The 24,915-nt window shown below is 60.0% G+C and carries 14 protein-coding genes and 10 pseudogenes; 14 read left to right on the top strand and 10 right to left on the bottom strand.

The features are described from left to right. Positions 1–65 precede the first annotated feature (65 nt). On the bottom strand, positions 66–650 hold the full coding sequence (locus tag DCG74_RS37355; protein WP_257187508.1) for a MarR family transcriptional regulator: 585 nt from the start codon (positions 648–650) through the stop codon (positions 66–68). A 503-nt stretch (positions 651–1,153) separates the two neighbouring features. Next, the gene (locus DCG74_RS37350; protein WP_172788368.1) at positions 1,154–1,891 is read right to left on the bottom strand and encodes a flagellar hook-basal body complex protein; all 738 of its coding nucleotides are present in this window, start codon (positions 1,889–1,891) and stop codon (positions 1,154–1,156) included. 928 nt (positions 1,892–2,819) lie between these two features. Between DCG74_RS37350 and DCG74_RS37345 the strand changes: the two genes are divergently transcribed. After that, positions 2,820–3,779 (top strand): LysR family transcriptional regulator, encoded by a 960-nt coding sequence (locus tag DCG74_RS37345; protein WP_306558006.1) that lies wholly within the window; start codon positions 2,820–2,822, stop codon positions 3,777–3,779. 94 nt (positions 3,780–3,873) lie between these two features. Then, a pseudogene (locus tag DCG74_RS38905) lies at positions 3,874–4,272 on the top strand (efflux RND transporter permease subunit); the annotation flags it as partial. 97 nt (positions 4,273–4,369) lie between these two features. Here DCG74_RS38905 and DCG74_RS37335 read toward each other — a convergent pair. Next, positions 4,370–4,690, bottom strand: a complete 321-nt coding sequence (locus DCG74_RS37335; protein WP_175421784.1) for a hypothetical protein — start codon at positions 4,688–4,690, stop codon at positions 4,370–4,372. Positions 4,691–5,297: 607 nt separating this feature from the next. Here DCG74_RS37335 and DCG74_RS37330 point away from each other — a divergent pair. The 4 genes and pseudogenes from DCG74_RS37330 (at position 5,298) to DCG74_RS37315 (ending at position 8,972) form a co-directional block, all read left to right on the top strand. Next, positions 5,298–6,713, top strand: coding sequence for a TolC family protein (locus DCG74_RS37330; RefSeq protein ID WP_373569541.1), 1,416 nt, complete (start codon positions 5,298–5,300; stop codon positions 6,711–6,713). A gap of 12 nt (positions 6,714–6,725) precedes the next feature. Then, positions 6,726–8,108 carry a multicopper oxidase family protein gene (locus DCG74_RS37325; RefSeq protein WP_172788365.1) on the top strand — a complete coding sequence of 461 codons (1,383 nt, stop codon included), beginning with the start codon at positions 6,726–6,728 and terminating at the stop codon, positions 8,106–8,108. A gap of 53 nt (positions 8,109–8,161) precedes the next feature. Then, the gene (locus DCG74_RS37320) at positions 8,162–8,644 is read left to right on the top strand and encodes a plastocyanin/azurin family copper-binding protein (protein WP_172788364.1); all 483 of its coding nucleotides are present in this window, start codon (positions 8,162–8,164) and stop codon (positions 8,642–8,644) included. A 71-nt stretch (positions 8,645–8,715) separates the two neighbouring features. Beyond that, positions 8,716–8,972 (top strand): annotated as a pseudogene (locus DCG74_RS37315) (copper-binding protein). Between the two features lie 138 nt (positions 8,973–9,110). Here the strand turns inward: DCG74_RS37315 and DCG74_RS37310 are convergent. Then, positions 9,111–10,607: pseudogene (locus DCG74_RS37310) on the bottom strand (TonB-dependent receptor); the annotation flags it as partial. 2 nt (positions 10,608–10,609) lie between these two features. Between DCG74_RS37310 and DCG74_RS37305 the strand changes: the two are divergent. From DCG74_RS37305 to repC, 4 genes and pseudogenes are all read left to right on the top strand, one after another. Next, positions 10,610–11,186, top strand: a pseudogene (locus DCG74_RS37305) (AAA family ATPase); the annotation flags it as partial. A 181-nt stretch (positions 11,187–11,367) separates the two neighbouring features. Further along, the gene (locus DCG74_RS38900; RefSeq protein WP_306558005.1) at positions 11,368–11,619 is read left to right on the top strand and encodes a ParB N-terminal domain-containing protein; all 252 of its coding nucleotides are present in this window, start codon (positions 11,368–11,370) and stop codon (positions 11,617–11,619) included. Next, a pseudogene (locus tag DCG74_RS39130) lies at positions 11,537–11,842 on the top strand (hypothetical protein); the annotation flags it as partial. The gene DCG74_RS38900 and the pseudogene DCG74_RS39130, both read left to right, overlap by 83 nt. Next, a complete protein-coding gene (gene repC / locus DCG74_RS37295) occupies positions 11,839–12,552 on the top strand; it encodes a plasmid replication protein RepC (protein ID WP_246708975.1) in 714 nt (237 codons plus the stop codon). The pseudogene DCG74_RS39130 and the gene repC, both read left to right, overlap by 4 nt. A 165-nt stretch (positions 12,553–12,717) precedes the next feature. On the opposite strand, the pseudogene htpG reads toward repC, so the two are convergent. Next, positions 12,718–14,007, bottom strand: a pseudogene (gene htpG, locus DCG74_RS37290) (molecular chaperone HtpG); the annotation flags it as partial. A 20-nt stretch (positions 14,008–14,027) separates the two neighbouring features. Between htpG and DCG74_RS37285 the strand changes: the two are divergent. Further along, positions 14,028–14,452 (top strand): annotated as a pseudogene (locus DCG74_RS37285) (bifunctional uridylyltransferase/uridylyl-removing protein); the annotation flags it as partial. A gap of 250 nt (positions 14,453–14,702) precedes the next feature. Here DCG74_RS37285 and DCG74_RS37280 read toward each other — a convergent pair. From DCG74_RS37280 to DCG74_RS37270, 3 genes and pseudogenes are all read right to left on the bottom strand, one after another. Next, positions 14,703–16,649: a glycosyltransferase gene (locus DCG74_RS37280; protein WP_172788363.1), complete on the bottom strand. Its 1,947-nt coding sequence runs from the start codon at positions 16,647–16,649 to the stop codon at positions 14,703–14,705. Continuing rightward, complete coding sequence (locus tag DCG74_RS39125; RefSeq protein WP_373569540.1) at positions 16,646–16,996, bottom strand: HlyD family efflux transporter periplasmic adaptor subunit; 351 nt, start codon at positions 16,994–16,996, stop codon at positions 16,646–16,648. The genes DCG74_RS37280 and DCG74_RS39125 overlap by 4 nt, the downstream gene beginning before the upstream one ends. A 1,337-nt stretch (positions 16,997–18,333) precedes the next feature. Continuing rightward, a pseudogene (locus tag DCG74_RS37270) lies at positions 18,334–19,241 on the bottom strand (IS5 family transposase); the annotation flags it as partial. Between the two features lie 911 nt (positions 19,242–20,152). Here DCG74_RS37270 and DCG74_RS37265 point away from each other — a divergent pair. Beyond that, positions 20,153–21,043, top strand: coding sequence for a reverse transcriptase domain-containing protein (locus tag DCG74_RS37265; RefSeq protein WP_257187507.1), 891 nt, complete (start codon positions 20,153–20,155; stop codon positions 21,041–21,043). 75 nt (positions 21,044–21,118) lie between these two features. On the opposite strand, the pseudogene DCG74_RS37260 reads toward DCG74_RS37265, so the two are convergent. Continuing rightward, a pseudogene (locus DCG74_RS37260) lies at positions 21,119–21,559 on the bottom strand (transposase); the annotation flags it as partial. A 400-nt stretch (positions 21,560–21,959) separates the two neighbouring features. Then, positions 21,960–23,052: pseudogene (locus DCG74_RS37255) on the bottom strand (transposase). Positions 23,053–23,596: 544 nt separating this feature from the next. Here DCG74_RS37255 and DCG74_RS37250 point away from each other — a divergent pair. Then, the gene (locus tag DCG74_RS37250; RefSeq protein ID WP_246708973.1) at positions 23,597–24,325 is read left to right on the top strand and encodes a reverse transcriptase domain-containing protein; all 729 of its coding nucleotides are present in this window, start codon (positions 23,597–23,599) and stop codon (positions 24,323–24,325) included. Positions 24,326–24,341: 16 nt separating this feature from the next. Then, entirely contained in the window at positions 24,342–24,812 is a 471-nt protein-coding gene (locus DCG74_RS37245) for a hypothetical protein (protein ID WP_246708972.1), read from the top strand. Positions 24,813–24,915: the final 103 nt, after the last annotated feature.

Genomic DNA, 24,915 nt, shown 5'->3' with positions numbered 1-24,915 from the left:
CAGCCCGTTCTGCTAAAGAAACGACAGGTGGCGGCCGCGTGGCGCTTTTGTAACCAAGCGACAGCTCAGCTGGTTCGTCGAAGCGGACGATGGTCATCGAGGCGACTTTGCCGGTGCCCGGCCGAGTTCGACGAGTCAAATTCGGTCGCGATCCGCAGCGAAATCGTTTGAAGACGCTTGTTCACGCTAACTAGGTTGGCGGTGAATGCGGCTAAGCCGTCTTCGTTGAAGCCCTCGAAGACGAACTTGCAAACCGCGCGGAACTGTTCGGCGAGGCTTGTGAGTGACCGTCGCGCTTTTGCAGTCAGAGACATCTTAACGACCCGCACATCGACGCGCGAACGCGTCCGGCGCAACAACCCCTTTTGTTCGAGAAGCTTGGACTGCGTGGTGACGAACGACGAATCGACGTGAAGCAGCTTGGCGACAACGTTAACCGGCAGGCCACGGCTCTTTTCGAGATCGAAGAGGGCGATCAGAATCATCCATTGCGGGCGGCTGATGCCCAGTGCTTTGCCCGAGAGCTTATGAAGCTCTTCCAAGCGGCTATTGATCCCGGACATCTCCAGCATGAAGCGCTTTATGACATCAAGAGTCTCGATGGTGCGCGGATGTGTCGCTTCTTTTTTTGTTGTTAACACCGGCGTCACTTTCCTTCATGCTGAAGGCAGATGGCCTCAGAACATATTTCGCCTCAATCATCAATCTGTCACGTGCACGTTTAAGCACGTGTCACATTTGGCGCGGCTTCAAAACGGTTGGATTACGATGCGTTTCATTGCTTGTTTACCGAGGCATCCAGCTCAGTGCGGCGGACGCAGCGACCGAGACGGCGGCCGCACCCCAAATAGGACGCGTGATCGATCGCCGAGGAGCGTAAAGTCCCTCACGCCATTCCGTAACGGAGTGAACCAGGTGGTCCACCTTTCAATTGGTGGGTCCTGAGGGGCCGTAAGTCGTTGAATGATGGGGAGCATGCTGCACCTCGTCTTCACCGGCGTGTTCCGAGCTTTAGTTGTGACGACTGACGTCGCATCTTTGTGCTCTCGAGGCCTTGCCCCCTTGCCCTGAATTAGGCCGAGCGCCAGGCCGATAAGATACGATTGGAAGAAAGGACCGATGTGCCTTGCCCGGAGCAGACATAAGTACGCGGTCAGTCGGGCACCTTGGCAAGTTTGTTGATATCGTCTGGGTCCAAGGAACTCTTGATCAATTGACCCACCATCTCGTAGTTCCTAGCGATCTCGGAAAGCCGGGTCATCTCGCGGGTACTCTCAACGTCGGACTGTTCAAGTGCGCCACTCAAGATGGTGGAGCCACGATCAGTGACGCCAAGTGGTGGTTGATCGGACCGGAACAGGGCTCCCCCGACCGGCTCTAGTTGTTGCGGGCGCGCAAATCGAACTAGAAGGAGTTGGGCGATAATCCGCCTATCGATGCTCACGAATCCGTCTGCGCTGACGTTGATCGTACCTTCGTTAGACGGAATTTGTACCTGTCCGGCTTTTCCAAGCACGACGTGACCGTCGACTGTCACGAGCCGACCAGTAGGGTCTACCCCAAATTCGCCGCTGCGCGTGTAGCGCTCCCCGCGGTCGGTTTGCACCACAAAGTACCCCTCACCGTCGATTGCTAGGTCGAGTGGATTGCCAGTCCGGCGGATGCTACCTTTCGAGACGAGATTGAATTGCAGGTGCGGGACCACAAGCGAGACCGTGCTTGCCCTTTCGCCGGGATCTTCCGGAGGCATAGGGCGCAGGTACTCTTGAAATGAAAGTCCACGCGCTCGAAAGCCCGTAGTTTCGGCGTTGGCAATGTTATGAGCTGTAACTTCAAGCTGGCGTTCGAGCGCAATCAGGCGCGAGAGATAGACCAGGCTCGTTTCAGCCATCGCTTATGCCTTTCTTCCACAAACTCAGAGGCAACCTGAAGGGAATCAATGACCGAAGGGGCATAGGAGGAGGCACTCCACCTGGGTAGAGGTCAACGATCGAGACAATCACTTCATGCGGAGCCGATTGCGCGGCTGGCAAGGTATCTGGCTCTCAGTTATAGACGGCGCTGCCGGTCGCAATATTACATGGTGTGGTCGAGTTATGTCGGGTGCTCGTCAAATCTGCTGATGTCGGTATTGGAAGCCATTATTGATTGCGCAGTCGGAGCGAACGATGTTGCGTGCTGTCACGCCATGGAAGCCTGACGGATCATAGCTAGTTTCTATTGCCGTCGCGCTCCAACGTGTCGTCTGGAGCATGTCGTCCAAGATGGTAGGCGAATGGTGCAGCGTCCCGCTTCATTGACCAATTCAGCATCCTCTGCGTCATCGGCTCTAACGAAAACGTCAGGCTTGCAGTAATATTACAGAGTAACTGAGCATACCAGCATTCATCGCAAAGCTGTGATAGACTCGATGCGAGAGGCAACGATCATTCGTATACTAATGCTGCGAATCAGTTGCATCCGGATATGCGCTGATGAATGCGAATGTACCGCCTGAATATGGAGGGCTGATAGCGCTCCAAGAGCATTTTGGCAGACGAGCGGAGGTCCCCGTTGATGTCGCTTTTCCGCACTTCCGCGCTCAAGGGAGATCGAGGCTGCTCTTTAGTACCTTGCCGATCACTGAGTAGGCCCGATCGGCTTGGGCAAAAATAGCGACCAATTGAGGTTTCGCGACTGCTGGTGAAGCGGAGGTCGAGTGCCCGTGGTCAAAGGTGGAGCGCAAGTGTGATCAAGAGACTTCCCGCATGCCTTCGGAGATGTGTAGAGAGCCAAGATACGGCGCGTGCATACTCCGCCGATGTCGTTGATCATTGCTCATGGTCATGAGAATGACTGATACAGTAAAGAGCCGCCATAGGCTGGGCAAGTTCGCGATAGATCTGCAGCACCTTCGATTTGCTCTTGTAGCGAGTGACTGCGGAAGTTTACGTCGAGCCGCGGAAAAGCTCTCCGTACGACACTCGGCACTCAGTCGAGCAATTGGTCAGCTGGAACATCTAGTGGGAGCAAGGCTATTCGAACGGTCCGCTGCTGGCATCAAACCTACTCAAGCGGCCTTGGACGTACTAAGGATCGCACGCGTGATCTTAGAGCAGGTTGATGCGCTGGTTGACACCGGGCGAACCTGCGGTCGCGGCGAGGCAGGTCGCCTCTCCGTTGGTATCTGCACCTCGATCTCCACAGGGAATCTTCGTGCAGCCCTCTTGGATTTCAAGCGCCGTTCCCCTTTGGTGGAGGTTGCACCGATTGAACGCTCTCGCATCCAGCTGATGAGTGCGCTTCAAAATGGAACGATTGATATCGTTATTAGTCCTGGCCTTGTTCGATCTGACAGCAAAGCCCACTCGCTCTGGAGTGAACGCATCTTAGTCTCTTTGCCCGATCGCCATGTGTTGGCAAACCGCATGTCGGTGTATTGGACCGATCTCAGAAACGAAACCGTTCTCCTAAGCAAGCGGGATCCAGGACGCGAACTTGAAGAAATGCTCGTATCCAAGCTCTCATCGGCTGAGATTCGGCCGAATATAGTTTACCATGATGTAAGCAGAGCCGTGATTAGCAGCCTCGTAAGCATGGAACTTGGATTAAGCTTGGTAATGGAGTCAGAGATTGGGGCCGGTTCGTCTGGACTGGTTTATCGATCCCTTCGGGACGGAAATGGACCGAGCCGCATCGACTTCTATGCACATTGGCGTTTGGATAACGAGAGCCCGATTTTGAAACGCTTTCTCGCTATCTTGGAGGAGCGTCATCCATCTTCGTCGACTGCTGACTGAGCGCGCCTTGCCGACTCCTGGTTGTTGATGGGTGCGATAGCCTGAAGGGCACCCGCGTTGCTGCACCGAGCTCTCAAAGCGAACGCCATCCCACCGAGACATCGGCAGCTACGTCGGCGACGCTCAGCTGCCGTCACCGAGAGCATCCAGTCTCCTGCCCGGTACTACGTGGTCTGGAGCGCTCTGTACGATACCCCGCGGCGCGCGGCAGCCGCCTTAAGATCGTGTGCCGGTGACGCTCACGATCATCTTCCTGCTGCTGTACTTGAAGTTTCGGGCGATGACCGAGACCTTGTTCGCGATGCTGTCGCTGCCTTTCGCTCTGGTCGGTGGAATCTGGATAATGTGCGGCTCGGCTTCAATCTAACTGTGGCCGTCGCCCTCGGCTTCATCGCGCTCGCAGGCGTCCCGCCGAGACGCCGTCGTGATGTTGACTTATTTCGATCACGAGCTCGTCGAGATGAAGACGAGGCCCAACGCCGAGGGCCACGCCTTCTTCATATCGCGTTATTTTTCTCCGACGACGATGCGCTGCACCTTGCTACCCCTACCCCGTACGGGTATGTTGGTGCCGTGGCCCTAACGAGACTCTAGTTTCCCAACTCTCCGATATCGCGATGTTCATGCGGTTTACCAAAGCAATGCGATCCATGGCAGCTCGGCTGCTTGCGCTGGTCTATTTGCTTTGCATCGTTGCGCCTTCTGTCGGACACGCCTTGTCCGATGGATCGAAGATCGTGCCATGCCACATGGGCGAGAGCCAAGAAGTCGGACCCACGCACGGTTCGCACGTACACCTCCACAATGAAGATCATCGAGGAGATGGCGGTGAACTGTTCGTTGGGTTGCACGGCGCAGCTACTGCCGTAACTGCTAATGATAAATATCACGGCCAGGCCGACAACTCGCATAAAGCACTCGGCATGCAATGCTGCGGTATAGCGTGCTTGAGCGCTCTGCCAGCGACTGTCACGGAAGTTGTCAAGCCTTCGAAAGTGACGTCGATTTGTGACGTAGAAAAGTACACTCGCGTCACGGATAACACGCCTACTCGGCACTATCGCCCTCCCATCCTTTGACCCTGTGAAGTGACGTGGTGACGCGCGTCCGTGAGGACACGCGCGCCTGTAGCTCATCACTAGGTTGGGGATACTTATGCTTGCGCACATATGGGCGAAGTTCGCTGCTGCTCGTTTAGTGGCATATGCAATCTATGGAAGAAGAGGCTGTCTAGTCGCGGGCATCGTGCTGTCAGCCGTTAGCGTTGGGATGTCGGGATGCGCCATCCCACTCTCGCTGGGCCGGGACGATCCTGCAGACCCAGCGGCGAGCGTTGCGAAGATCGAGCACCGATCGAGCGTCGGGCCGTATACGAGCCCTCGCCCGGTGGCTCCAGCGCCGTGGCGTCAGAAAAACGAGAATGTGACTCCACCTCCCAAGTCTGGCGATTAGGAGATCGCTATGACTAGATGGCTCCAGGACAAATCGTTCAACGCTTCCGCACATCAATGCAGACCGATAAGCGTTTGGGTCGCACTCCTTTCGTCCACGCTTCTGCTTTCGGGCTGCGCGAGCTTCTCGCCAGATTCTGGGATGGGTGTGGTGGCAAGTGTCGCCGACCACGCCATCAAGAAAGATGTTGTCGCAATACGAACGGGAGAGGAGGCGGATTGGGCGCACAATTCTATTCAGCGCCTGCTTCGCGGGACCCTGAACGTTGACTCTGCCGTTCAAGTCGCTCTCGCGAACAATAAGGGTCTTCAGGCCGCCTATAACGAGCTGGCATTGGCAGAAGCTGATATGGTTCAGGAGAGCTTGCCGCCGAATCCGACCTTCTCGCTCTCGCGTATTACCGGCAATGGGGCAAGTGAAATCGAGCGCCAAATCGTTGGTGATATCCTCGCCTTAGCGAGACTACCGTTGCGTTCGGAGATAGCGGGCAAGCGCTTTCGCCGAGCGCAGCTTCGAGCTGCGCTAGAAACACTGCGGCTCGCATCTGAGGTCCGGCGCGCGTACTATCGTGCCGTCGCAGCAAACGGACTGGTGGGACTGCTTAGCGATGCCAAAGCGACAGCTGAATCGACAGCGCTGCTAGCGAAGAAGCTCGGCGAAACGGGTTCGATCAACAAACTCGATCAGGCGCGTGAACAGGTCTTCTACGCCGAAGCAACGGCCGATCTCGCGTCTCTGCACCAGGAAGCAGCAAATTCGCGCGAGCGCTTGATTCGGCTCTTAGGGCTTTGGGGTGGCGACCTCAATTTCAAACTTCCGAGTAGCCTACCTGCCTTGCCACGCAAGCCAAGAGCGTTGCCATGGATCGAGGTCGACGCCGTTACCCATCGCATCGATCTGCAGATGGCGCGGATGGAGCTCGATGTGGTGGCGACCTCGCTCAGCCTGACCAAAGCTACTCGCTTCGTGACGTTGCTTGATGTGGCAGAAATATCTAGACGGACCAGAGACCCGGAAAGCCCTCCATTCCGAGAGCGCGGCTTTGACGTTCAATTCCAGATTCCGATTTTCGACGGCGGCGAAGTCCGCGTGAGGCAGGCCACCGAAATATACAACCAGGCCTTCAATCGCTTAGCCGAACAGGCCGTCAACGTGCGATCCGAAGCACGGGATGCTTATCGCGGCTATCGATCAAGCTACGACATCGCCAGTCACTATCAGCGGGAAGTAGTGCCGCTTCGACAGATCATCAGAGAGGAAATGCAGCTCCGATTCAGGAGCATGCAGGTGGACGTTTTCGCACTGTTGGTTGAGGCGCGACAGCGGATCGCAGCACTGCGCGCCGCCATAGAAGCCAAACGCGAATTCTGGCTGGCAAATGCAGATCTGCAAGATGCTGTCAACGGCGGCCGAGCGAACGACGGCCCGAGCGAGTCGCGTCGGACGATCACAGCGCAGGCGGTTGGTGGCGGTGGACAGTGAATGGAGGTGAACATGTTATCTCGTAGAAGCTTTATCGGAACAGCGGCACTGATTGGAGCCAGGGCTGTGAACGGGCGAGTGCAGGCCGGGAGCATCCCCGAAGCGCCGACCATGGACAAGGCGACCATGCAGCCGCCGCTGCATCCCACCAGCGGGCCTCAATATCAGCCTGTTGTGACGCTCAACGGCTGGACATTACCGTGGCGCATGAATGGCGACTGGAAGGAATTTCATCTAGTTGCCGAGCCAGTGGTGCGCGAGTTTGCTGAAGGGATGAAAGCACATCTATGGGGATACAACGGCCAGGCGCCGGGTCCGACCATTGAAGCGGTAGAGGGAGACAAAGTTCGCATCTTCGTCACCAATAAATTGCCGGAGCACACCAGCGTGCACTGGCACGGCATCATTCTGCCGAGTGGCATGGACGGTGTCGGCGGCCTAACGCAACCGCACATTAAGCCGGGCAAGACCTTCGTCTATGAATTTAAGCTGATTAAGAGCGGCACCTTCATGTATCACCCGCACTCCGACGAGATGGTGCAAATGGCCATGGGCATGATGGGAATGTTTATCGTGCATCCGCGCGATCCGTCATTCCGTGCGGTGGACCGCGACTTTGTGTTCATCATGAGCACCTATTTTATCGACCCCGGCACCTATCTCCCAAAAGTCAACGAGATGACTGACTTTAACATGTGGACATGGAATAGCCGCGTGTTTCCCGGCATCGACGTGCTGCCGGTGAGGCTAGGTGACAAGGTGAGGGTAAGAATCGGCAACCTCACCATGACCAATCACCCAATTCACATCCACGGCCACGACATCCGAGTCAGCTGCACCGACGGTGGCTGGGTGCCGGAAACGGCGCAATGGCCGGAGACAACCATTGACGTACCGGTGGGCGCCATTCGCGCCTTCGATATGCTGGCCGACAATCCCGGGGACTGGGCGTTTCACTGCCATAAGTCGCACCACACGATGAACGCAATGGGTCATGACATGCGTAACCTGATTGGCGTGTCGCGCAAGGATCTCGCGAAAGCCGTCGGCCGCCTCGCGCCGGATGCGATGGTGATGGGCTCGACAGGTATGGCAATGGGCGAGATGGAAATGCCCGCGCCAGACAACACGCTGCCCATGATGACAGGCACCGGACAATTCGGCCCAATCGAGATGGGGGGCATGTTCACGGTCATGAAGATCCGCGAGGGGCTCGCAAGCGACGACTACAAGGATCCGGGCACCTACAAGCATCCTCCGGGGACCGTTGCCTACGAGGTCGAGACGCCGCCCCAAGGGACACCGCGCGCGCCGCAGCAACGGGGGCACGATCAATCTCCCGCACCGATTAAGGGGACAAAATCGCCGAAAGGGATGAACATGAAGCAAATGTGACCAAACACTGCATCAAGCCCATCAATCAAGTTCACATTCACTTGGAGAAGAAGATGACTGCTTCAAAACGCATTGCCGTTGCCTTGATGAGCGCGGCGTTTGCTTCAACCGCCTGGGCCGGCGCCGGTCCGACCGGACATCAGCATAACGAGAGTTACTCGGCCGGTGAGCCGGGTGACCCGAAGAAGCCGGCGCGCATTATCCAGATCACCATGGGCGAGATGGATGGCAAGATGGGCTTTATACCGACCAAGATTGAGGTGAATAAAGGCGATCAGATCAAATTCGTGCTGCGAAACAATGGAGAGCTCGACCACGAAGTTATCCTCGCAACGACGGCCGAGAATCTGAAGCACGCCGCAGCCATGATGAAAAATCCGGACATGGAGCACGACGATCCAAACGGTAAGCGTCTTGGCGCCAAGAAGACAGGCGAGATCATCTGGAAGTTCACCAAAACAGGGGAATTCGAATACTCGTGCCTGATCCCGGGGCATCGTGAGGCAGGAATGATCGGCACCGTCACGGTGCGCTAACTTCTAGGAATCCCGAGCAAAGGCAAAATGAAATGAAGAAGGTCTCTCATGCGGCAGTCGTGCTGCTTGCAATGCTGATATCCATGCCGGTCGTCGCCCAGGACACTTTCAGCAATGGAGAAGTCAAGAAGATCGACGAGGCGGCCGGAAAGATCACGCTGAAGCATGGCCCGATCATGAATCTCGACATGGAGGAAAATGGTATGACCATGGTGTTTCGCGTGCGGGATCTATTGATCTTAAGGCAACTTTCGGCGACAAAGTCAGGTTCACGGCCGAGCGCACGGGCGATGGTATCACGGTTACTAAGCTGCAGAAGACGAACTAACCTAATTTAGAGATCTAAGGGGCCACAGTGCGCGCGTTCGTCACCAGGTCGCTACGCAAACGACCTGGTGACGGGTACCAGAGCAGTATGAGCAGCTTGTGATGCTGCTTATTACTGCGTAGAAAAAGCCGCGCCGACCTAAAACCTTATGTTGACGAACGCACGCAGACCAATGCCGGGCATTAGTACCTCGGCCTTGCTATAGGACACCGAATTGCAGATGTTCGCATTCAGGAGATTGTTGCCGGCAAGCCCGACTGTCATCTCTCGCGCGCCAAACCACCTTGAGCCGAGCTTTGTATTGTAGCTGATTTCGGCTTTCAGCAGATTGTACCCCTCTGTTGGGGTCTCTGCGAGTGGAGCGACATGGTTCTGTGTAAATGCCTGCAGGACGTTTATTCGCATTAGCCAATTGTCATCGCGCCAGAATACGCCGCCGCCCAGCCTCAGGGGCGGAATGCGTGGCACATTCGTGCCGTTTCAGTGAAGGTGGCGCGGACCATGTCGAACTGGTTTTCGATTCCCCAGATGCCGCCACGGAATGGCCCGACGTCGAGCTGAGACTGAAATTCACCGCCGCGGAAGATCGCATCGCGCTGCGAATAGATGGCTTGGTTTAGTCCGGCGCCGGGCATGCCACATGAGGCGAAATCATCGTCGCACATCACACTGCTAAGGCGAAATTGTCAAAGCGCGCGTGATAGGCTGTAGCCTCGACTCGGAATGATCCTGTCGCTTTGCTTAGGCCGATCTCGACGGACTTCGCGGTTTCCATGGCTAGGTTCGGATTGCCTATGTCGAACGTCGCAGTGGCGTCGTGGGCGCCGCGCGAGAACAATTCGGCGGGCTTAGGCGCGCGTTCAACATATTGTGCGGTAATGCTGCCGACCATGCCACCGGGCAGGTCTTGGAGCAAGCCGATGCTGCCACTCTTCGGCATAAACGACGGGTTACGCGTGATGCTTGCTTGTGGCGCGCCGTCGGGTAGGAAATCCGCTGGGAAGTTTGGCGTCGAACCGTGCAATCCGATATGCTCGATACGGCCAGAGATCTGCGCTTTGGTGTATTCGCTGAATTTGAATTCATTGAAGACATAGCCCGCGACACGTGTATGGTTATTCGGATCCCATAGGCCATTGAACAACTTACCGGCGTAGTCAGGACTCGGCACCGTCAGTTGCTGATGGCTGGCCTGGACACCGATCGCCGTAGTCACTTCAGCGAAGCGCACGTTGAACGGTACCAACTGTACTTCGGTGCGGATTTCTTGTTCCTTGCTGGTAAGGATCTGCCGTACGCCGTCACTTGCCGGATCGCTGGGATCGGCAAGCCCAACCTCGTTGTGCCGATAATCGGTAGCTCCAGTCCAGAAACGGATGGCATCGACCGCAGCGGCATCGGGGCGGTATTCGCCCTTCAAGTTTACCTTGGTCTGGTGGACGTCCATGCGGGTGTTGCGATCTGCGCCATCGATGGTGGGAATGCGATAGAGCGAATCGTTTTGCGTAATCGCAGCTCCGATGAAGCCGCCCTGGAAGAAATAGGAACCCCGATCGAAGCGCCGTCCGATTGCGTGGCTGAGTTTGGCTGTCGGCCGTTCACCGGCCGCACCGGGGCGAACTGATAGGGGTAACTCAGGCAATCTTGAGATTATGGAGTTCGAGCACACCACGCCCCGAGCAATGGTCGAGCGGCGTGAACGCGGGCGAAGACCTATTCTTTCGCCGCGTCGCCAGCGCTATCGAACCAGGTCGCCGACGATTATGACGTCGTCGTCATCGACTGCCCACCCCAACTTGGTTACTTGACCATGGGCGCGCTAAACGCGGCGACCGCGATGCTCGTGACCATACATCCTCAGATGGTCGCTGTTGCATCCATGAGCCAGTTTCTCCTCATGACGTCGGACCTCCTGTCCGTCATTGAGGAAGCTGGCGGGCGACTCAAGCACGATTTCATCCGGTATGTCATCACGCGTCACGATCCCGATGACCTGCCCGAAGCTCAAATCGTGGCCCTCCTTCGGACCCTGTTTGGATCGGATGTGCTCCAGGCCACGGTGTGGAAATCGACCGCGATAGCCAATGCCGGTCTCACCAAGCAATCACTGTATGAGCTGGAGCGCGGCGCCATAGGGCGAGAGGGCATTGGAATTCGGTCGACACGGTCAATGCTGAAATCGCGCAACTTCTTAAGAATGTGTGGGGTCGATGAGCAAACGTACTGACACCATCAAGAGCCTTTTCACGGCCCCGCAGTCACCTGCGTTGTCAGCTGACAACATGCCCGGTGCCTTGCCGCGGGTCTCCCAGGCTCAGTCCGCTCGCTGAAAGACACTTTTTCCGGAGTCGAGAAAGAGAACGAGGAGCTGCGCGAAAGGATTGCCTCCGGGGCGGTGATCCTTGAAATCGACCCCTCGCTTCTTGATCCGTCACCGCTGGCCGACCGGTTTCGCGACCAGGATGATAGCTCGTTCGATGCACTTAAGCAGTCGATCTCACAGCGCGGCCAAGAAGTGCCCATTATCGTTCGGGAGCATCCTGAAGTAAAAGGGGGGCTACCAGAGCGCCTATGGTCATCGCCGCGTCCGCGCTACGCGGGAATTGGGGATTCTCGTCAAAGCGATCGTGCGATCGCTATCAGATGAAGCGCTTGTCGTGGCGCAAGGACTCGAGAACGCGCCGCGCGAAGACTTGAGCTTCATTGAGCGCGCCTCGTTCGCGATGCATATCGAGGGTGCCGGGCATAGCCGATCTATCGTACAAGGCGGGTTGTCGATCGATCGCGCGGAGGCCTCGAAACCTTGCCCAGCTGAGGCAAAGACATGCAGTCACACTCTCCAACGACGCCTTTTGGGCGGTGATCGTTGACGCTTGCCCATGTGGCAAGCCAAATGGTCGCAACCGAACGCCCTTCCCAAAAGATCGTGCACAAATGGAAGATTTTTCGCGCCATCTGCACGGCACGGCCGCGCCTTGGCGTGTCGGAGCGGGCTCTCTCGGTGTTAAACGCGCTCCTGACCTTCCATCCTGAGACCGCGCTCACAGGAGAGGGTGATCTGATCGTCTTCCTGTCAAACCATCAGCTCAGTCGGCGGCCGCAGGGCATGCCGGCGTCGACGCTGCGGCGTCATCTCGCTGTCCTGGTTGACGCGGGACTGATCGTTCGCTGCGACAGCCCAAATGGCAAGCGGTATGCGCGCAAGGACGAGGCCGGCGAAATCGAGCTCGCCTTCGGCTTCGATCTGTCGCCGCTCGTCATGCGCTCGGAAGAGTTCGAGAGCCTGGCGGCCGACATCGAAGCCGAAGCCCGCGCGCTCAAGCTTGTGCGTGAGCGGATCACGCTGTGCCGGCGCGACATCGCGAAGATGATTGCAACTGGCATCGAGGAAGGCGTTCCAACGCGAAGGGCCGGGCAGGGGCCTGCCGATTGGCAGGAGGTGCATGCCGCCTTCCGCGCAATGGTCGCTCAGATTCCGCGTACCGCGACGCGTCAGGAGCTCGAGCCGATTGCCGATGAGCTGTCGCAACTTGCAGACGACGTCCTCAATCTTCAAATCCAAGAATCCGAGCGCCAATGAGTCCCATTCTGAGCGCCACATAGAGAATTCAAATACGGATCCCTTAATCGATCTTGAACCTAGCCTTCAAGAAGGCAGGGCGGCGGGAGCTGAGCCTAAACCTCAACCATCGCGACTCGCCGAGGGTTCGTATCCATTGGGAATGGTCCTGAGCGCATGCCCGGCGGCGGCCGTCTCGTCCTCCTTCGCCTCGTCCGTTTCGTCGACGCGCGGGATCAGGTCGAGATTGAGGTCGCCCACTCAAGGACTTCAGCGGCTTGCCCTCGAACTCCGACGGCATCGAGGCCAGAACGCGTCGACGGGATCGGACAGCAACAGCACCTCGATGCCGCGCGCGGTGGCGGCCTCCAGCCGCGGATTGGATTTCAGTCGCTCGATGCTGTCACCGACGAGATAATAGATCTCGGTCTGGTTCGGCTTGAAATCGGCGATAATCTGCTTGAGCGAGCGCTTCTCGCCTGACGTGGTGGTGAAGCGCGACAGCGCCAGCAGCTTTTCGCGACGCTCGAAATCCTCGTAGATGCCTTCTTTCAGCACCGCGCCAAAAGCATCCCAGATCTTGGCAAAATTCTCCGGGTCCTTCTCGGCGAGGCTTTCGAGCTCGGACAGGACGCGGGTCGCCACGGCTTTGCGGATCTGCGCGAGCTGCGGATTGTTCTGGAGCATCTCGCGGGAGATGTTGAGCGGGAGATCCTCGCTGTCGACGACGCCCCGGATGAAGCGGAGGTAACCCGGCAGCAGATCGGCATCATCGGTGATGGAGACGCGGCGGACGTAGAGTTTGACGCGGCCCTTGCGATTCGGCTCGAACAGGTCGAATGGCTTCGTCGACGGTGCGAACAGCAACACGGCGTAGGAGTGGCTGCCCTCGGCGCGGTAGTGCAGCATGATCGCGAGGTCGCCGAAGGCGGAAGCGATCTGCTGATAGGCCTTTTTGTAGTCGTCTGCCGTCAGCTCGGACTTCGAGCGCTGCCACAGCGCTTGCCGAATTGATCTGGCGCGGCTCGCCCTCACCGGGCACGAGCTCGATGGGAAACAGGATGTTGTCGGAATAGGCACCAACGATGCGCTCGATCTCGTAAGTCTCGAGATACTTCTTCGCGTCGTCCTTCAGGTGCAGCACGATTTCGGTGCCGCGCGCCACGCGCGCTGCGTCCTCGTCGCTGGCACGGGCGATCTCGAATCCGGAGCCGCCGGAGGACGTCCAGGTCCAGACGTCACTCTCGCCGGCGCGGCGGCTGATCACGACGATCTTCTCGGCGACCATGAAGGCAGAAAGAAGCCAACACCGAACTGACCGATCAGGCCTAGGCCGTCCTTGGCCTCCTTCAGCTTCGACACGAACGCCTGTGTGCCGGAGCGGGCGATCGTACCGAGATGGTCGACCAGCTCCTGCCGCTCCATGCCGACGCCGTTGTGGGCGATCGTCAGCGTATTCGCCGGCTTATTCGGAATGAATACGGACCTTCAGCGCCGATCGCGACGATGACGAAGGCCGCCGCGCGACGCGGATCGGCGAGATGATCGAGCAGGTGCTGGAAGGCAAGCTGCGGCTGCCCGAGGCGGTTGCGGAGCGCGCGGTGCGCAGCAAGGCGCGGCCGTTCATCGTCGAGCCCGACGTGACCATCAGTAACCAGTGGTCCGACCGCTACAGCGTGATGGAGGTCTCTGGCCTCGACCGCCCCGACCTGCTCTATCAGCTCACCACCGCGATCTCGAAGCTCAACCTCAATATCGCCTCGGCCATGTCGCGACCTTCGGCGAACGCGCCCGCGACGTGTTCTATGTCACCGACCTGCTCGGCGCCCAGATCACGGCGCCGACCCGGCAGGCCGCGATCAAGAGCGCGCCGCTGCATCTGCCCGCGAGCGAGGACCAGGCCGCGAAGCCGGCGGCGTAGGTTAAAGCGGAGCATGCACGACCCGTCATCCCGAGGAAGCCGCACGGCGGTCGTCTCGAAGAATCGATGGCCAGGCTCGCGCCGCGTGAGAACCCAACCCGCGGACATATCCGGGCCGTGCATCCTTCGAGACGCGCGAAAGAGCGCGCTCCTCCAGCGACAAAGGCGGAGCCTTTGCGCGGGGATGACGGTGAGAGGCTGCATGACGGTGAGAGACTGCGCCGCCACTCAGGCTTGTCGCCGCTCGTCGTCAGCCGAACAACCGCATCAGCAGGGCCTTGCCGACCGGCGCGGCGCGCACGCCGCTGAAGGCGCGGACATATTCGCCGGCATAGAAGGCGCGCACGACGTTGACCCGGGTCGCGACCGCATCCTCGAAGCGGACGCCGAAGCCGTCGCGGGTGCGGCGGACCACGGTCGCGGTCACGCTCTGGCCGTAGACATTGCATTTGATCGCGGCGCCGATTGCGGGCGGCGCAGGATCGATGAAGCGCGCGCCCGAGATCGAGATGTCAGCCATCCGCACCAGCCGTGGCTCGGCGCCTTCGTGGATCAGGATCGGCTCGTCGCGCTCGAAACGCTCGGCCTTGCGGCGCCGCGGCTGCTCGATGCAGATGAAGCACACGATCGCGAGCACAACGCAATTGTACAGGCTCCAGGCCAGCGCCAGCCCGCCATAGGCGATGTTTTCGCCGCGCAGGTGCAGGATGAAGGCGTAGGCGATCCCCACCAGCGTGATCAGCAAGGCACCGCCATAGAGCCGCAGCAGCGGCCACTCGATGAAGCGGAGGTTGCGGTCGCCGCCCTTGGCGGTCACCTTGAACTTGTGGCCCTGCGGCTTGGCGAGGCCGGTCACGACCGCCTTCAGGACCGCCGGCGCCGCGATGTATTGCGAGACGTCGGTCATGATCGCAAGCGAGCGGCCACGCGATATCCAGGCCATCGTGAAGGCGTGCCAGACATAGAACGGCATGAAATATTTCAGCAGCTCGAACAGATCGGCATGGACCGCCTTGATCCCGAACAGCAGATAAAGCCAGGGCGCCACCAGGCCGAACACCTTGGTGCCGTAGACCGCCGACCAGCTCATGAAGGCATCGATCAGCGACAGCCGGTCGATGAAGGCGAGCCTGGATTGCCGCGAGAACGGCCCGCTGCGGCCTCTGAAGATCTGCATGAAGCCGAGGCACCACCTCCCGCGCTGGGTGATGTATTCCTTCAGTCCCTCCGGCGCGAGGCCGATGGTCAGGCGCTCGTTGAGATAGACCGTGCGCAGCCCCTTCTCCTTCAGCCGCAGCGTGACGAGATAGTCTTCCGTCACCGAATCGGTCGGGAAGCCGCCGATCTGCATCAGGCCGGAGAAGCGGATCAGCGATGAGGTGCCGCAGCAGAATGCGGTGCCCCAAGCATCCTTGGCCGGCATCAGGATATCGAAGAAGAAGCGCTGCTCGTCGGGCCAGACGTCGGTCGCGGCGAGGTTGGTCTGGATCGGATCCGGGTTGATGAAGTGCTGCGGCGTCTGCACGACGCCGACGCTGCCGTCCTGCATCAGGCTGATCGCCCGGGTCAGGAAGTCCGGCATCGGGACGAAGTCGGCATCGAGGATCGAGATGAACTCCGGCCTCTCCGGCAGGGTGGATACGTGCCGGAGCGCATGATTGATGTTGCCGGCCTTGGCGTGGCGGTTGTCCGGACGGGTCAGATAGTTGCAGCCGAGCTCCTGGGCGAGCCGGCGCAGCCAGAGCCGCCGCCCATCGTCGAGCACCCAGACGCGGTAATTGGGATAGTTCAGTCCCGTCGCGCCGATGATGGTGCGTTCCAGGATCGCCTTCTCCTCATTGTAGGTGCAGATGAAGACGTCGACGAGCGGCGCATCTGTCGACGCCCTGGATCGGCGAAGGATCGCATTGACCTCGGGCGAGCGATCGATGGTCCTGGAGAGGAACAGCAATGACAGGCACACCGCGATCATCGAGGCCGCCTCGGCCACCACAAAGGGAAAGCCGACCAGCGCGTCGGCGGTGAAACCCGGAGGCGGCAAGGTCTGGGTCACCCGCCAGACGAAGTAGTGGAGCAGCAGCACGAACGACAGGCCGGTCATCATGACGCGGGCCAGCGTGTGCTCGCGCCGGAGCAGCGGCAGGATCGCAAGGCAGGCGCCAAAGGCGACCAGCCCGGGCGCAAAGGCCGCCATCATGACTTTGCCGCGTCCCCGTTGAACACTACCCGCCCGGTGCGGCCGACCGCGCATTCCTTGCCCGTGCTGTCGAGCGCCGGCATCGAGACCGTCACACGATACGGTTCTTTGTTCAACGCATCCGGATTGATCGCAAGGTTCGCGGGCGCGCCCGATGCGCCGGTGAGATTGACGATCTCACCATGGACCGCCGCACTGCCGTCATTCGGCTCGAAGCTCGCCTGCTCGCCGAGCCGGAGGCGGTTGTAGACGCCTTCGGTGACGTTGGCGGTGACCACGGCGCCGCTGCAATCGAGCAGCTTGAGCAAGGGCTGCCCGGCCCGGACATCCTCGCCCGGCGACGTCATCATCTCCCAGATACGCCCGGCGACCGGCGCCTTGATGTCGGCTTCCGCCCGGTTGACGTAATGCAGCTGCTCGACGGCGATCTCGTGGGTCAGCGAGGACGGCGATCTCGTGGGTCAGCGAGTCGATCTCGGCATCAGCATGTGCCAGATCGGCGCGCAGATCGCTGGCGCGCTGTCGCATCTCCTCTTCGCGTTGAGCGGAGCTCGGCCGGTCGTTGTAGCTGTCGCCGAGATAGGTGCCGCTCCTGACAGCGGTGAGCTCAACCTTGGCGGCATCGAGCCGGCGGCGGGCACCGATCTCGGTCTGCTGGGCGATCGCCTGCTCGCGCGTCAGGCGGGCCATTTCGACCGTCGAGACGCTGCCCGATTTGATCAGTGACGAGGCCCGCTCGACGGCGGCCACTGCCTCCTCCCGTCGCGCGGCCGCGGCCTCGATCGCCGACTGGATTTCGGCGATGCGCGCCTCGAGCTGAAGGATGCGGCCATCGCGGAACTGGCCCGCCTGGCGGGCCAGGTCCTGTTGCGCGGTCTCGGCAGCCGCGAGCTTGGCGGCCAGGCTTGGGCGTTCGTTCTCCAGCCGCGACATCTGCCGCCGGAGGTTATCGAGCCGCACTCGATCGCCGCGTGCGTTGACGACATGAAGGATCGTATCGCCCTCATGAACGACGCTGAGTTGCGCGGAGCCCTGCGGCTTCGCACTCACGGTCCAGTCGATCGGTGACCGCAAGGTCACGATCCTGGCGTTGACCACCGCCTCCACACTCGAGGTCTGCAGCACCGCCTTCAACGGCAGCCATCCGAACACGGCGACGATGGCAAGGCCGATGACGACCTTGAGCAGGCGGCGAACCCATCGGCCGGAGCCTCGGGGCGTTTCGGGATGGGGAGCGCTGTCGCTGACGGGCTCGCTGACCGGCTCGTCGTGCGCCGGCTGCAACCGATCCTGGCGCCGCAACCCTCGTGCGCCCGATTCCTCGTCCTTGCTGACGGACGTATGATCGTCAGGAAAGGGTTTCTGCTGTGCCTGATTCATGATGACCGGCCCCTGAACTGTCAGTGCGCGCGGGGAGCAGAAACCGTAATCCTGAACGGCCAATGTGCTTTTGGGGCGCCCCTTCGACATGGGCGCACCGTCTCACCGAACGGGGCTTTATACGCTGGCCCATTGATGGCCACTGATGCTATCTTGGGTTTCTGAGGCCCAAGCCTACGGTTGCATACAACTTAGACGCTTGCAACAGTCATTTTCTGCTCAGTGCGCGACGAAACCGCGCGCTCTCGTGAAGCGGTTGCAAGGCTCGACGCTGACGGAAGGCACGTTGCTCGATCGTCGTCCGTTAAGAAGGCGAATTGAGCGGGGCGGGACGGCCGAACGTGCGCCATAGCTGGAGCAGGATGAGGCACAAGAGTTCTCTGAGCCAGGCGAGGATGCGGCGGAAGTTGTGGCCGACGGCTGAGAGGATGACGTTAGCCGCATCGCCGGCGCGGCCTTTGAGGTAGCAGCGGCCGAGGTGACCATCGGCCTTCAGGTGTCCGATGATGGGTTCGATGGCGGAGCGGCGGCGCAGCTCGCGCTTGATGACACCGAAGACGCCGCGCTTCTGGCCGGAGATGAAGATCCGTCGGGGATTTTGTGCGTCGTGGCCGCGGTATCCCTTGTCGACATAGGCCCGCTCGATCGCGCAGCCGGTGAGTGTCTCGGTGCGGTCGATGACGTCCCGCAAGGTGTGACCGTCGTACGGGTTATCGGGTAGCCCCCTGGCGTGCAGCACGAACAGGCCCCCGGGAGAACGGCGGTTGTTGGTGACGATGGAGGCTTTGACGCCGAACTCGTAAGGCGCGGCTGCTTTGCCCTTGCCGATGCACTCCACCTCCGGGGCGTGGAAGGAATAAAGCTTGAAGCCGCGCTGGCGCTGCTGCTGCGAGCGGATCTGCGAGGCCCGGCTGAGCGGGAGGGCGAACGTGTTCTCAAGCACAGCCTGACCTTCGATCTTGCGGCGGAATCGCGGATGATCCGGCCCAGTCGGCTGCGCAGGATGCGCAACTGCCGCTGATGCCGCTTGAATTGCTTGGCATGGCCGTAGCGTCCCGCCATCATTGTCGCGGTTTTGGCAATGCGCAGATAGGACTGCCGCAGCTTGACCCCGTGCTTCCTCGCCAGACGGTTGAGTCCCTTGATCGCCGCGTGCAAGAGCTTGGCATCGGTCGGGAAGGTGATCGCCTTCGGCTGCACGGTGGTATGTGCGCCGTGACGGCGCGAAGAAGGAGGTTGAGTATGTAGACCATCTTCCGAGCAGCCTTGCTGCGCAAGAGATGAGGGAAGGCCCCTCGGACTCGGATTGCAGGATCAGAGGCCAAACCGCCACAAGCTGCTTTAGCTCAATGGCTGAGGTGGTGAGCGTTGCTGGAAAAGGCAGGCAATCAGCCTGTCAGGTGAGCCACGGGAAGACGAACGCAAGTAAACCGCCGATGATGCATCGAAAGTACAGTTCAGGTGTTGTCGAAACCAGGGGCGATACCACCTCCTGGGATCAAGCGCGGCGAGAGCCTGTCTATTGGCCGGGCGGCAACCGGTGTAGAGGCGGCGTGATCCCCATGGCAGGCTCTTGCGCGGAACATGGGAACCTGCGTCGCGATGCCAAGGGAGACCCCAAAGGCGGCGGACCCGTCGAGGGCAGAGTACCAATGCGCGACGCAGGGGCGGACGGGTTCGTAATAGTGATGAGGCCGGGTAATACGGGCGGAGCGAAGGGACCCGATCTTCCAGCCAAAGTCACCGGCCAACCGGAAACGGGAGGAGCCGATGACTGAGGCAAAGTCGTATCAGATCCCCAAACATCTCGTTTGGAAGCTTGGAAACAGGTGAAAGCGAACCGCGGGTCAGCGGGTGTGGACGGGGTTTCCATCGAGGAATTCGAAAAGACTTGAAGAGAAACCTCTACAAGATCTGGAATCGAATGTCGTCGGGGGCATACTTTCCGCCTCCCGTCCGTCTCGTGGAAATTCCCAAGGCTAATGGAGGGAAGCGTCCGTTAGGAATATCCTCTATAGCTGACCGCGTGGCTCAGACGGTTGCAAAGATGGTTATGGAGCCGACGATGGAACGAATATTCCATCCCGACTCCTACGGCTATCGGCCCGGCCGCGCTTGACGCAGTGGGGACAGCGCGAAAGCGTTGCTGGAAATTCGACTGGGTTATCGACCTTGATATCAAGTCGTTCTTCGACTCGATTCCTTGGCACCTGATCGAAAAGGCCGCCCACCACACGGAACTGAGCTGGATTCGTCTCTACGTAAAGCGGTGGCTGCAAGCTCCCGTGGAGAAAGAAGACGGAATCCTAGTGGAGAGAACACGCGGAACCCCTCAGGGTTCAGTGGTTTCACCGCTGCTCGCAAATTTGGTTCTGCACTATGCATTCGATCGTTGGATGCAGCAGATCTTCCCTTGTTTGTGTTTCGAAAGATACGCTGACGATGCGATAATCCATTGCAGAACTGAAAGCGAGGCTCGAACCGTGATGGAGGCGATCCGAAAACGTCTTGCGGAATGCGGTCTGGAGCTCCATCCGGAGAAAACCCGGATCGTCTACTGCAAGGATAATAAACGGAGAAAGGAATGCGAACACATCTCGTTTGACTTCCTTGGCTACACCTTCCAGCCGCGCAGCGCTCGCGATCGAAAGGACGAGAAGTTCCTCAACTTCCTCCCGGCAATCAGCAACAAGGCTGCCAAAGGAATCCGACAAACCATTCGCTCATGGCGACTGGGTTCGACGCGAAACCACTGGAGTCTTGAAGAACTCGCCAAGCTGATTGATCCTGTCGTGCAAGGATGGCTGAACTATTACGGACGGTTTTACCGGACGGAATGTGGCAACGTCCTTCGTCACGTAAACGACGCGCTCGCCCGTTGGACGAGGCGGAAATACAAGCGGTTGAAAGGCCGGAAAGTCGCCTCAGTATATTGGTTGGGACGGCTCGCACAGCGCGATCCGAACCCACTCTATTTGTGGCGAGTCGGCATTCGACCTGCGGCTGGAAGATAGAAGCCGGATGAATCGAGAGGTTCACGTCCGGTTTCGTGAGAGCCTCGGGGCGCAATTCCCTGCGGCTACTCGACCGACTGTGACCCGCTTGATGTCCTGGCTGCGTAACGCGCCGGCCTCGTGCGCCACCCGCAGGCTCTCGGCCAAGAGCAGCTCCAGCTTGTCGCCGAGCCGCTTGCGCCAGTGGCTCAGGTCCGAGCGCTCGTGCGGGAAGGCGTGCTGGAGGAACTCTTTGCCGGTTAAGTATTGGAAATATGGGTCGTGGACCCAGCGCTCGCACACCCCCTCATCGGACCGGCCGTAAATGTGCTTGAGCAGCAGCAACCCGATCACGAAGCGGGTCGCTATCCCGGGCCGGCCGTTCTCGCTGTAGAGCGGCGCAATCTCCCCATCGATCCAGTCCCAATCGACCTTGCCAGCGAGCTGAACCAGCTCGTGCTTCATATTGATGATCTGGTCCAGCCTGGCCCGGAACAGGTCGTCCGATCCCGTCGCTTTGGGCTTCTTCGGTCGCATCGCCACCTCCGATGCGAGGACGGAATGATGACTGGCGATTCGATGGAATCTTGAGGGTTCTATGAGGTCGCGGGGCAAAGGCCAACCGCGCGCGATGGCACGTGCGACATCATAGAAGCCGGATTGAACGAAGCCGCGGAGTTGTGGCCCTATGGGGACAGTGCGGCGGGTTCGCCTGCGGCGAAGGCGCGCCTGTGATCACCGCGCGTCCGCGCGACCTTCAGCTGATGTGAGGGGTTCCATTGATCGGGCCAAAGGCGCGATCCAGTGAGAGATTTGCGGCGCTGGGATGCGTGGTCGAACGATCGGCCGGGTGTTCGGTGACGAGTGCACCTACGGCGGCTTCGGACGTTGCCACCGCGAAGGTGATCATGGACGGAGTGGATGGTGCAGGCGTCGCTCATGACGTGTCACAACGAAATGGATGGTCGGGGGCGCAGGCTCGCGGGACGACGTCGACGCGCCGCATGGTGCCGCCGCAATGTGGGCAGGCGGGTATCTCGCATTTGGTGAGGGGATCGTCGCCGGCTTCTTGATCAGTCGGAGCGTTGCGGACGGCAAGGAGTTGACGGCAGAGGACGATTTTATCGTTGCGCCCGCCATTGGCGAGGAAGCCATAGTGGCGGATGCGATGGAAGCCGTCCGGCAGGGTGCGCAGGAGGAGGCGACGAATGAACTCACCGGCATCGAGCGTCATCACTTTGGCTTTACGATTCTGCCGATAGCCCCTTCCAGGCAAAGCTCACCTTGTCGTCGGCAAGCGAGATCAGCCGACTGTTGGCGATGGCGACGCGATGCGTATAGCGGCCGAGATAAGCCAGCACCTGTTCAGGCCCGCCGAATGGCGGCTTGGCGTAGACGACCCAGTCGGTCCGTCGGAGCTGAGCGAGGCGCTCGCAGAAACAGGCGGCGGAACAGCCTGGAGAGGACGCGCACCGGCAGGAAGAAGCCGGGCCGGCAAGCGACCCAGTGTGTGCCGTCGAGTGAAGGTCCACCACCAGGCACGACGCAGTGGATATGCGGATGGTGTTGCAGGGTTTGACCCCAAGTACGAGGACGGCGGTCAGACCGAGCTGAGCGCCGAGATGCTTGGAGTCGGCCGCAATGGTGGTGAGCGTCTCGGCCGCGCAGCGGAACAGAATGGCATAGACCACCGCCTTGTTCTGGAAAGCAATCTCTCTGGCCGGCGCCGGCAAGGTGAAGACGACGTGGAAGTATGGCACGGGAAGGAGTTCGGCTTGTCGCTCAGCAAGCCATTGCGCGCGCGCCGAGCCCTGGCACTTCGGGCAACGCCGATTGCGACAGGAGTTGTAGGCGATCCGGGTGGCACCGCAGTCGCATTGCTCGATGTGGCCGCCAAGCACAGCCGTCCGGCATGCCGTGATCGCGCCCATGACGCGCCGCTCGACGCGGCCCAGATGTCCGGCACGAGCTTGCCGAAACGCTTCGCCGTAGCGGCGGAAGATATCCACCACTTCCAGAACCGGAGCCATCAGGTTCGCTCAGCCGGGCGGCACGACCTCCAGGCGGAGCCGGTCAAGTGGACTTGGCGTATTGACAGCTACACCACTCCTTGGGAGTACGTCATGCCAAGCTGATGATTGCTTGTGGGTGCAAGTCCCATCCGGCCAAAGCCGAAGCAGGCAAGCCGGGACCGAGTCTTGCGGGCGTCGCGGCAACGCGGGGTTCGAAGTGTAGACAGGAGCCATGCGGGGTGCGGGAATGAGCCTCGAAAGGTGGATGTTCACGGAGGCCGAGTGTGTTCCCTAGTCACGAAGGCAACATGAGCATCGTCGTTACGCGAGACGATGCCACTCCGTCGTGGTCGATGGCCGGATCACGCATGGAAGGTAGTCATCGGAACATGAGAGGCCCGACCGGGTCCGCTGGATTGGTCTCCAGCGGGGGACAGCGGCAAGGCACTGCCAGAGCCACTGTCCGAGCTGAGGTCGGGAGTCGGACTGGTCCATAGTACCTGTGAAGCCCCAGGGGAGCCCGCGCGAGAAGGCGAGGGTCCGGACACAGAGCCGGGTTGCCTTGACGCCGAACCTCGATCGGGTGAACGCGGCGGCCAAGCAGGCTGCCCAAACCCGGTTCACAGCCTTGCTGCACCATGTCGACGAGGACGCTCTGCTTCGGGCGTTTCGACGACAAAAGCGGCAGGCCAGCGCAGGGGTCGATGGGGTAACGGTGGCGAAGTACGAAGAGGGGCTCACGGATAACGTCCGTGACCTCTGCGGACGGGTCCACACTGGTCGCTACCGGCCACAGTCGGTGCGGCGAGTCTACATCCCTAAAGCCGACGGCGGTAAGCGGCCTCTCGGTGTGCCGGCGCTGGAGGACAAGATCGTCCAAAGCGCGGTGGCTGAGGTGCTGAGTGCCGTCTATGAGGTCGACTTCCTCGGGTTCTCCTACGGCTTCCGGCTGGGGCGGAATCCTCACATGGCGCTTGATGCCTTGCATACGGCCATCATGAGCCAGCGCGTGAACTGGGTGCTCGATGCCGACATACGCAGCTTCTTCGACTCTGTCGACCACGAGTGGCTGCTGCGGATGTTGGCGCACAGGATCGCCGATCCTCGTATCCTGCGGCTCATCAGGCTGCTGCGGGCTGGCGTTCTTGAGAGCGGCGAGAAGCAAGAGACGGATAGGGGTACGCCGCAAGGGCAGGTATCAGCCCGCTCCTTGCCAACATCTTCCTGCACTACATCCTCGACCTCTGGGTCCATCAATGGCGTCGTCGCCATGCACGCGGTTGCGTCGTGATCGTGCGCACTTCGTCATGGGCTTCGAGAACAAGGCAGATGCGCAGGAAATGCTCTTGGCCCTTAAGGCGCGGCTGGCCAGCTTCGGCCTGATGCTCCATGCGGACAAGACGCGGCTGATCGAGTTTGGCCGGTTCGCGGCCGTCTCGCGTCAGCGGCGCGGCGAGCGGCGGCCAGAGACCTTCGCCTTCCTCGGCTTCACCCACTACTGCGGGTGGACCCGAGATGGCCGGTTCATCGTGAAGCACAAGACGGAAGGGAAACGCCTGACGCGCAAGCTGACGGCGTTGCGCCAGGACGCCTGGCGGCTCATGCACGCGCCACTGGCCACGCAGCACGAGTGGTTCGCCGCCGTTCTGCGCGGGCACTACGGCTACTATGGCAGGCCGCACAATTATCCAGCGCTCAACGGCTTCTACCGCGAAGTGCGTTGGACCCGGCTGCGTTGTCTGAGACGGCGCAGCCAGAAAAGTCGGCGCATGGGCTGACCGGAGTTCGAGACCCTGACGGCACGCTTCCGCCTGCCAACTCCACGCATCACTCGCACATGGGCGCAGGCGCGGATATGACGCGGGTTACTCTCGGGAATAG

The sequence above is a fragment of the Bradyrhizobium sp. WBAH42 genome (assembly GCF_024585265.1).
Lineage (GTDB): Bacteria > Pseudomonadota > Alphaproteobacteria > Rhizobiales > Xanthobacteraceae > Bradyrhizobium.
Note: the sequence above shows the minus strand (reverse complement) of the source record. Positions and strands in the feature narration are given on the sequence as shown.

What these genes read in the sequence shown, in the direction of transcription:
- DCG74_RS37350 (WP_172788368.1), bottom strand. Translation starts at nt 1,891, where the DNA reads ATGGCTGAAACGAGCCTGGTCTATCTCTCGCGCCTGATTGCGCTCGAA.
- DCG74_RS37345 (WP_306558006.1), top strand. Translation starts at nt 2,820, where the DNA reads ATGGTCATGAGAATGACTGATACAGTAAAGAGCCGCCATAGGCTGGGC.
- DCG74_RS37335 (WP_175421784.1), bottom strand. Translation starts at nt 4,690, where the DNA reads ATGCGAGTTGTCGGCCTGGCCGTGATATTTATCATTAGCAGTTACGGC.
- DCG74_RS37325 (WP_172788365.1), top strand. Translation starts at nt 6,726, where the DNA reads ATGTTATCTCGTAGAAGCTTTATCGGAACAGCGGCACTGATTGGAGCC.
- DCG74_RS37320 (WP_172788364.1), top strand. Translation starts at nt 8,162, where the DNA reads ATGACTGCTTCAAAACGCATTGCCGTTGCCTTGATGAGCGCGGCGTTT.
- DCG74_RS37280 (WP_172788363.1), bottom strand. Translation starts at nt 16,649, where the DNA reads ATGATGGCGGCCTTTGCGCCCGGGCTGGTCGCCTTTGGCGCCTGCCTT.
- DCG74_RS39125 (WP_373569540.1), bottom strand. Translation starts at nt 16,996, where the DNA reads ATGACGTCGCCGGGCGAGGATGTCCGGGCCGGGCAGCCCTTGCTCAAG.
- DCG74_RS37245 (WP_246708972.1), top strand. Translation starts at nt 24,342, where the DNA reads ATGGGCTTCGAGAACAAGGCAGATGCGCAGGAAATGCTCTTGGCCCTT.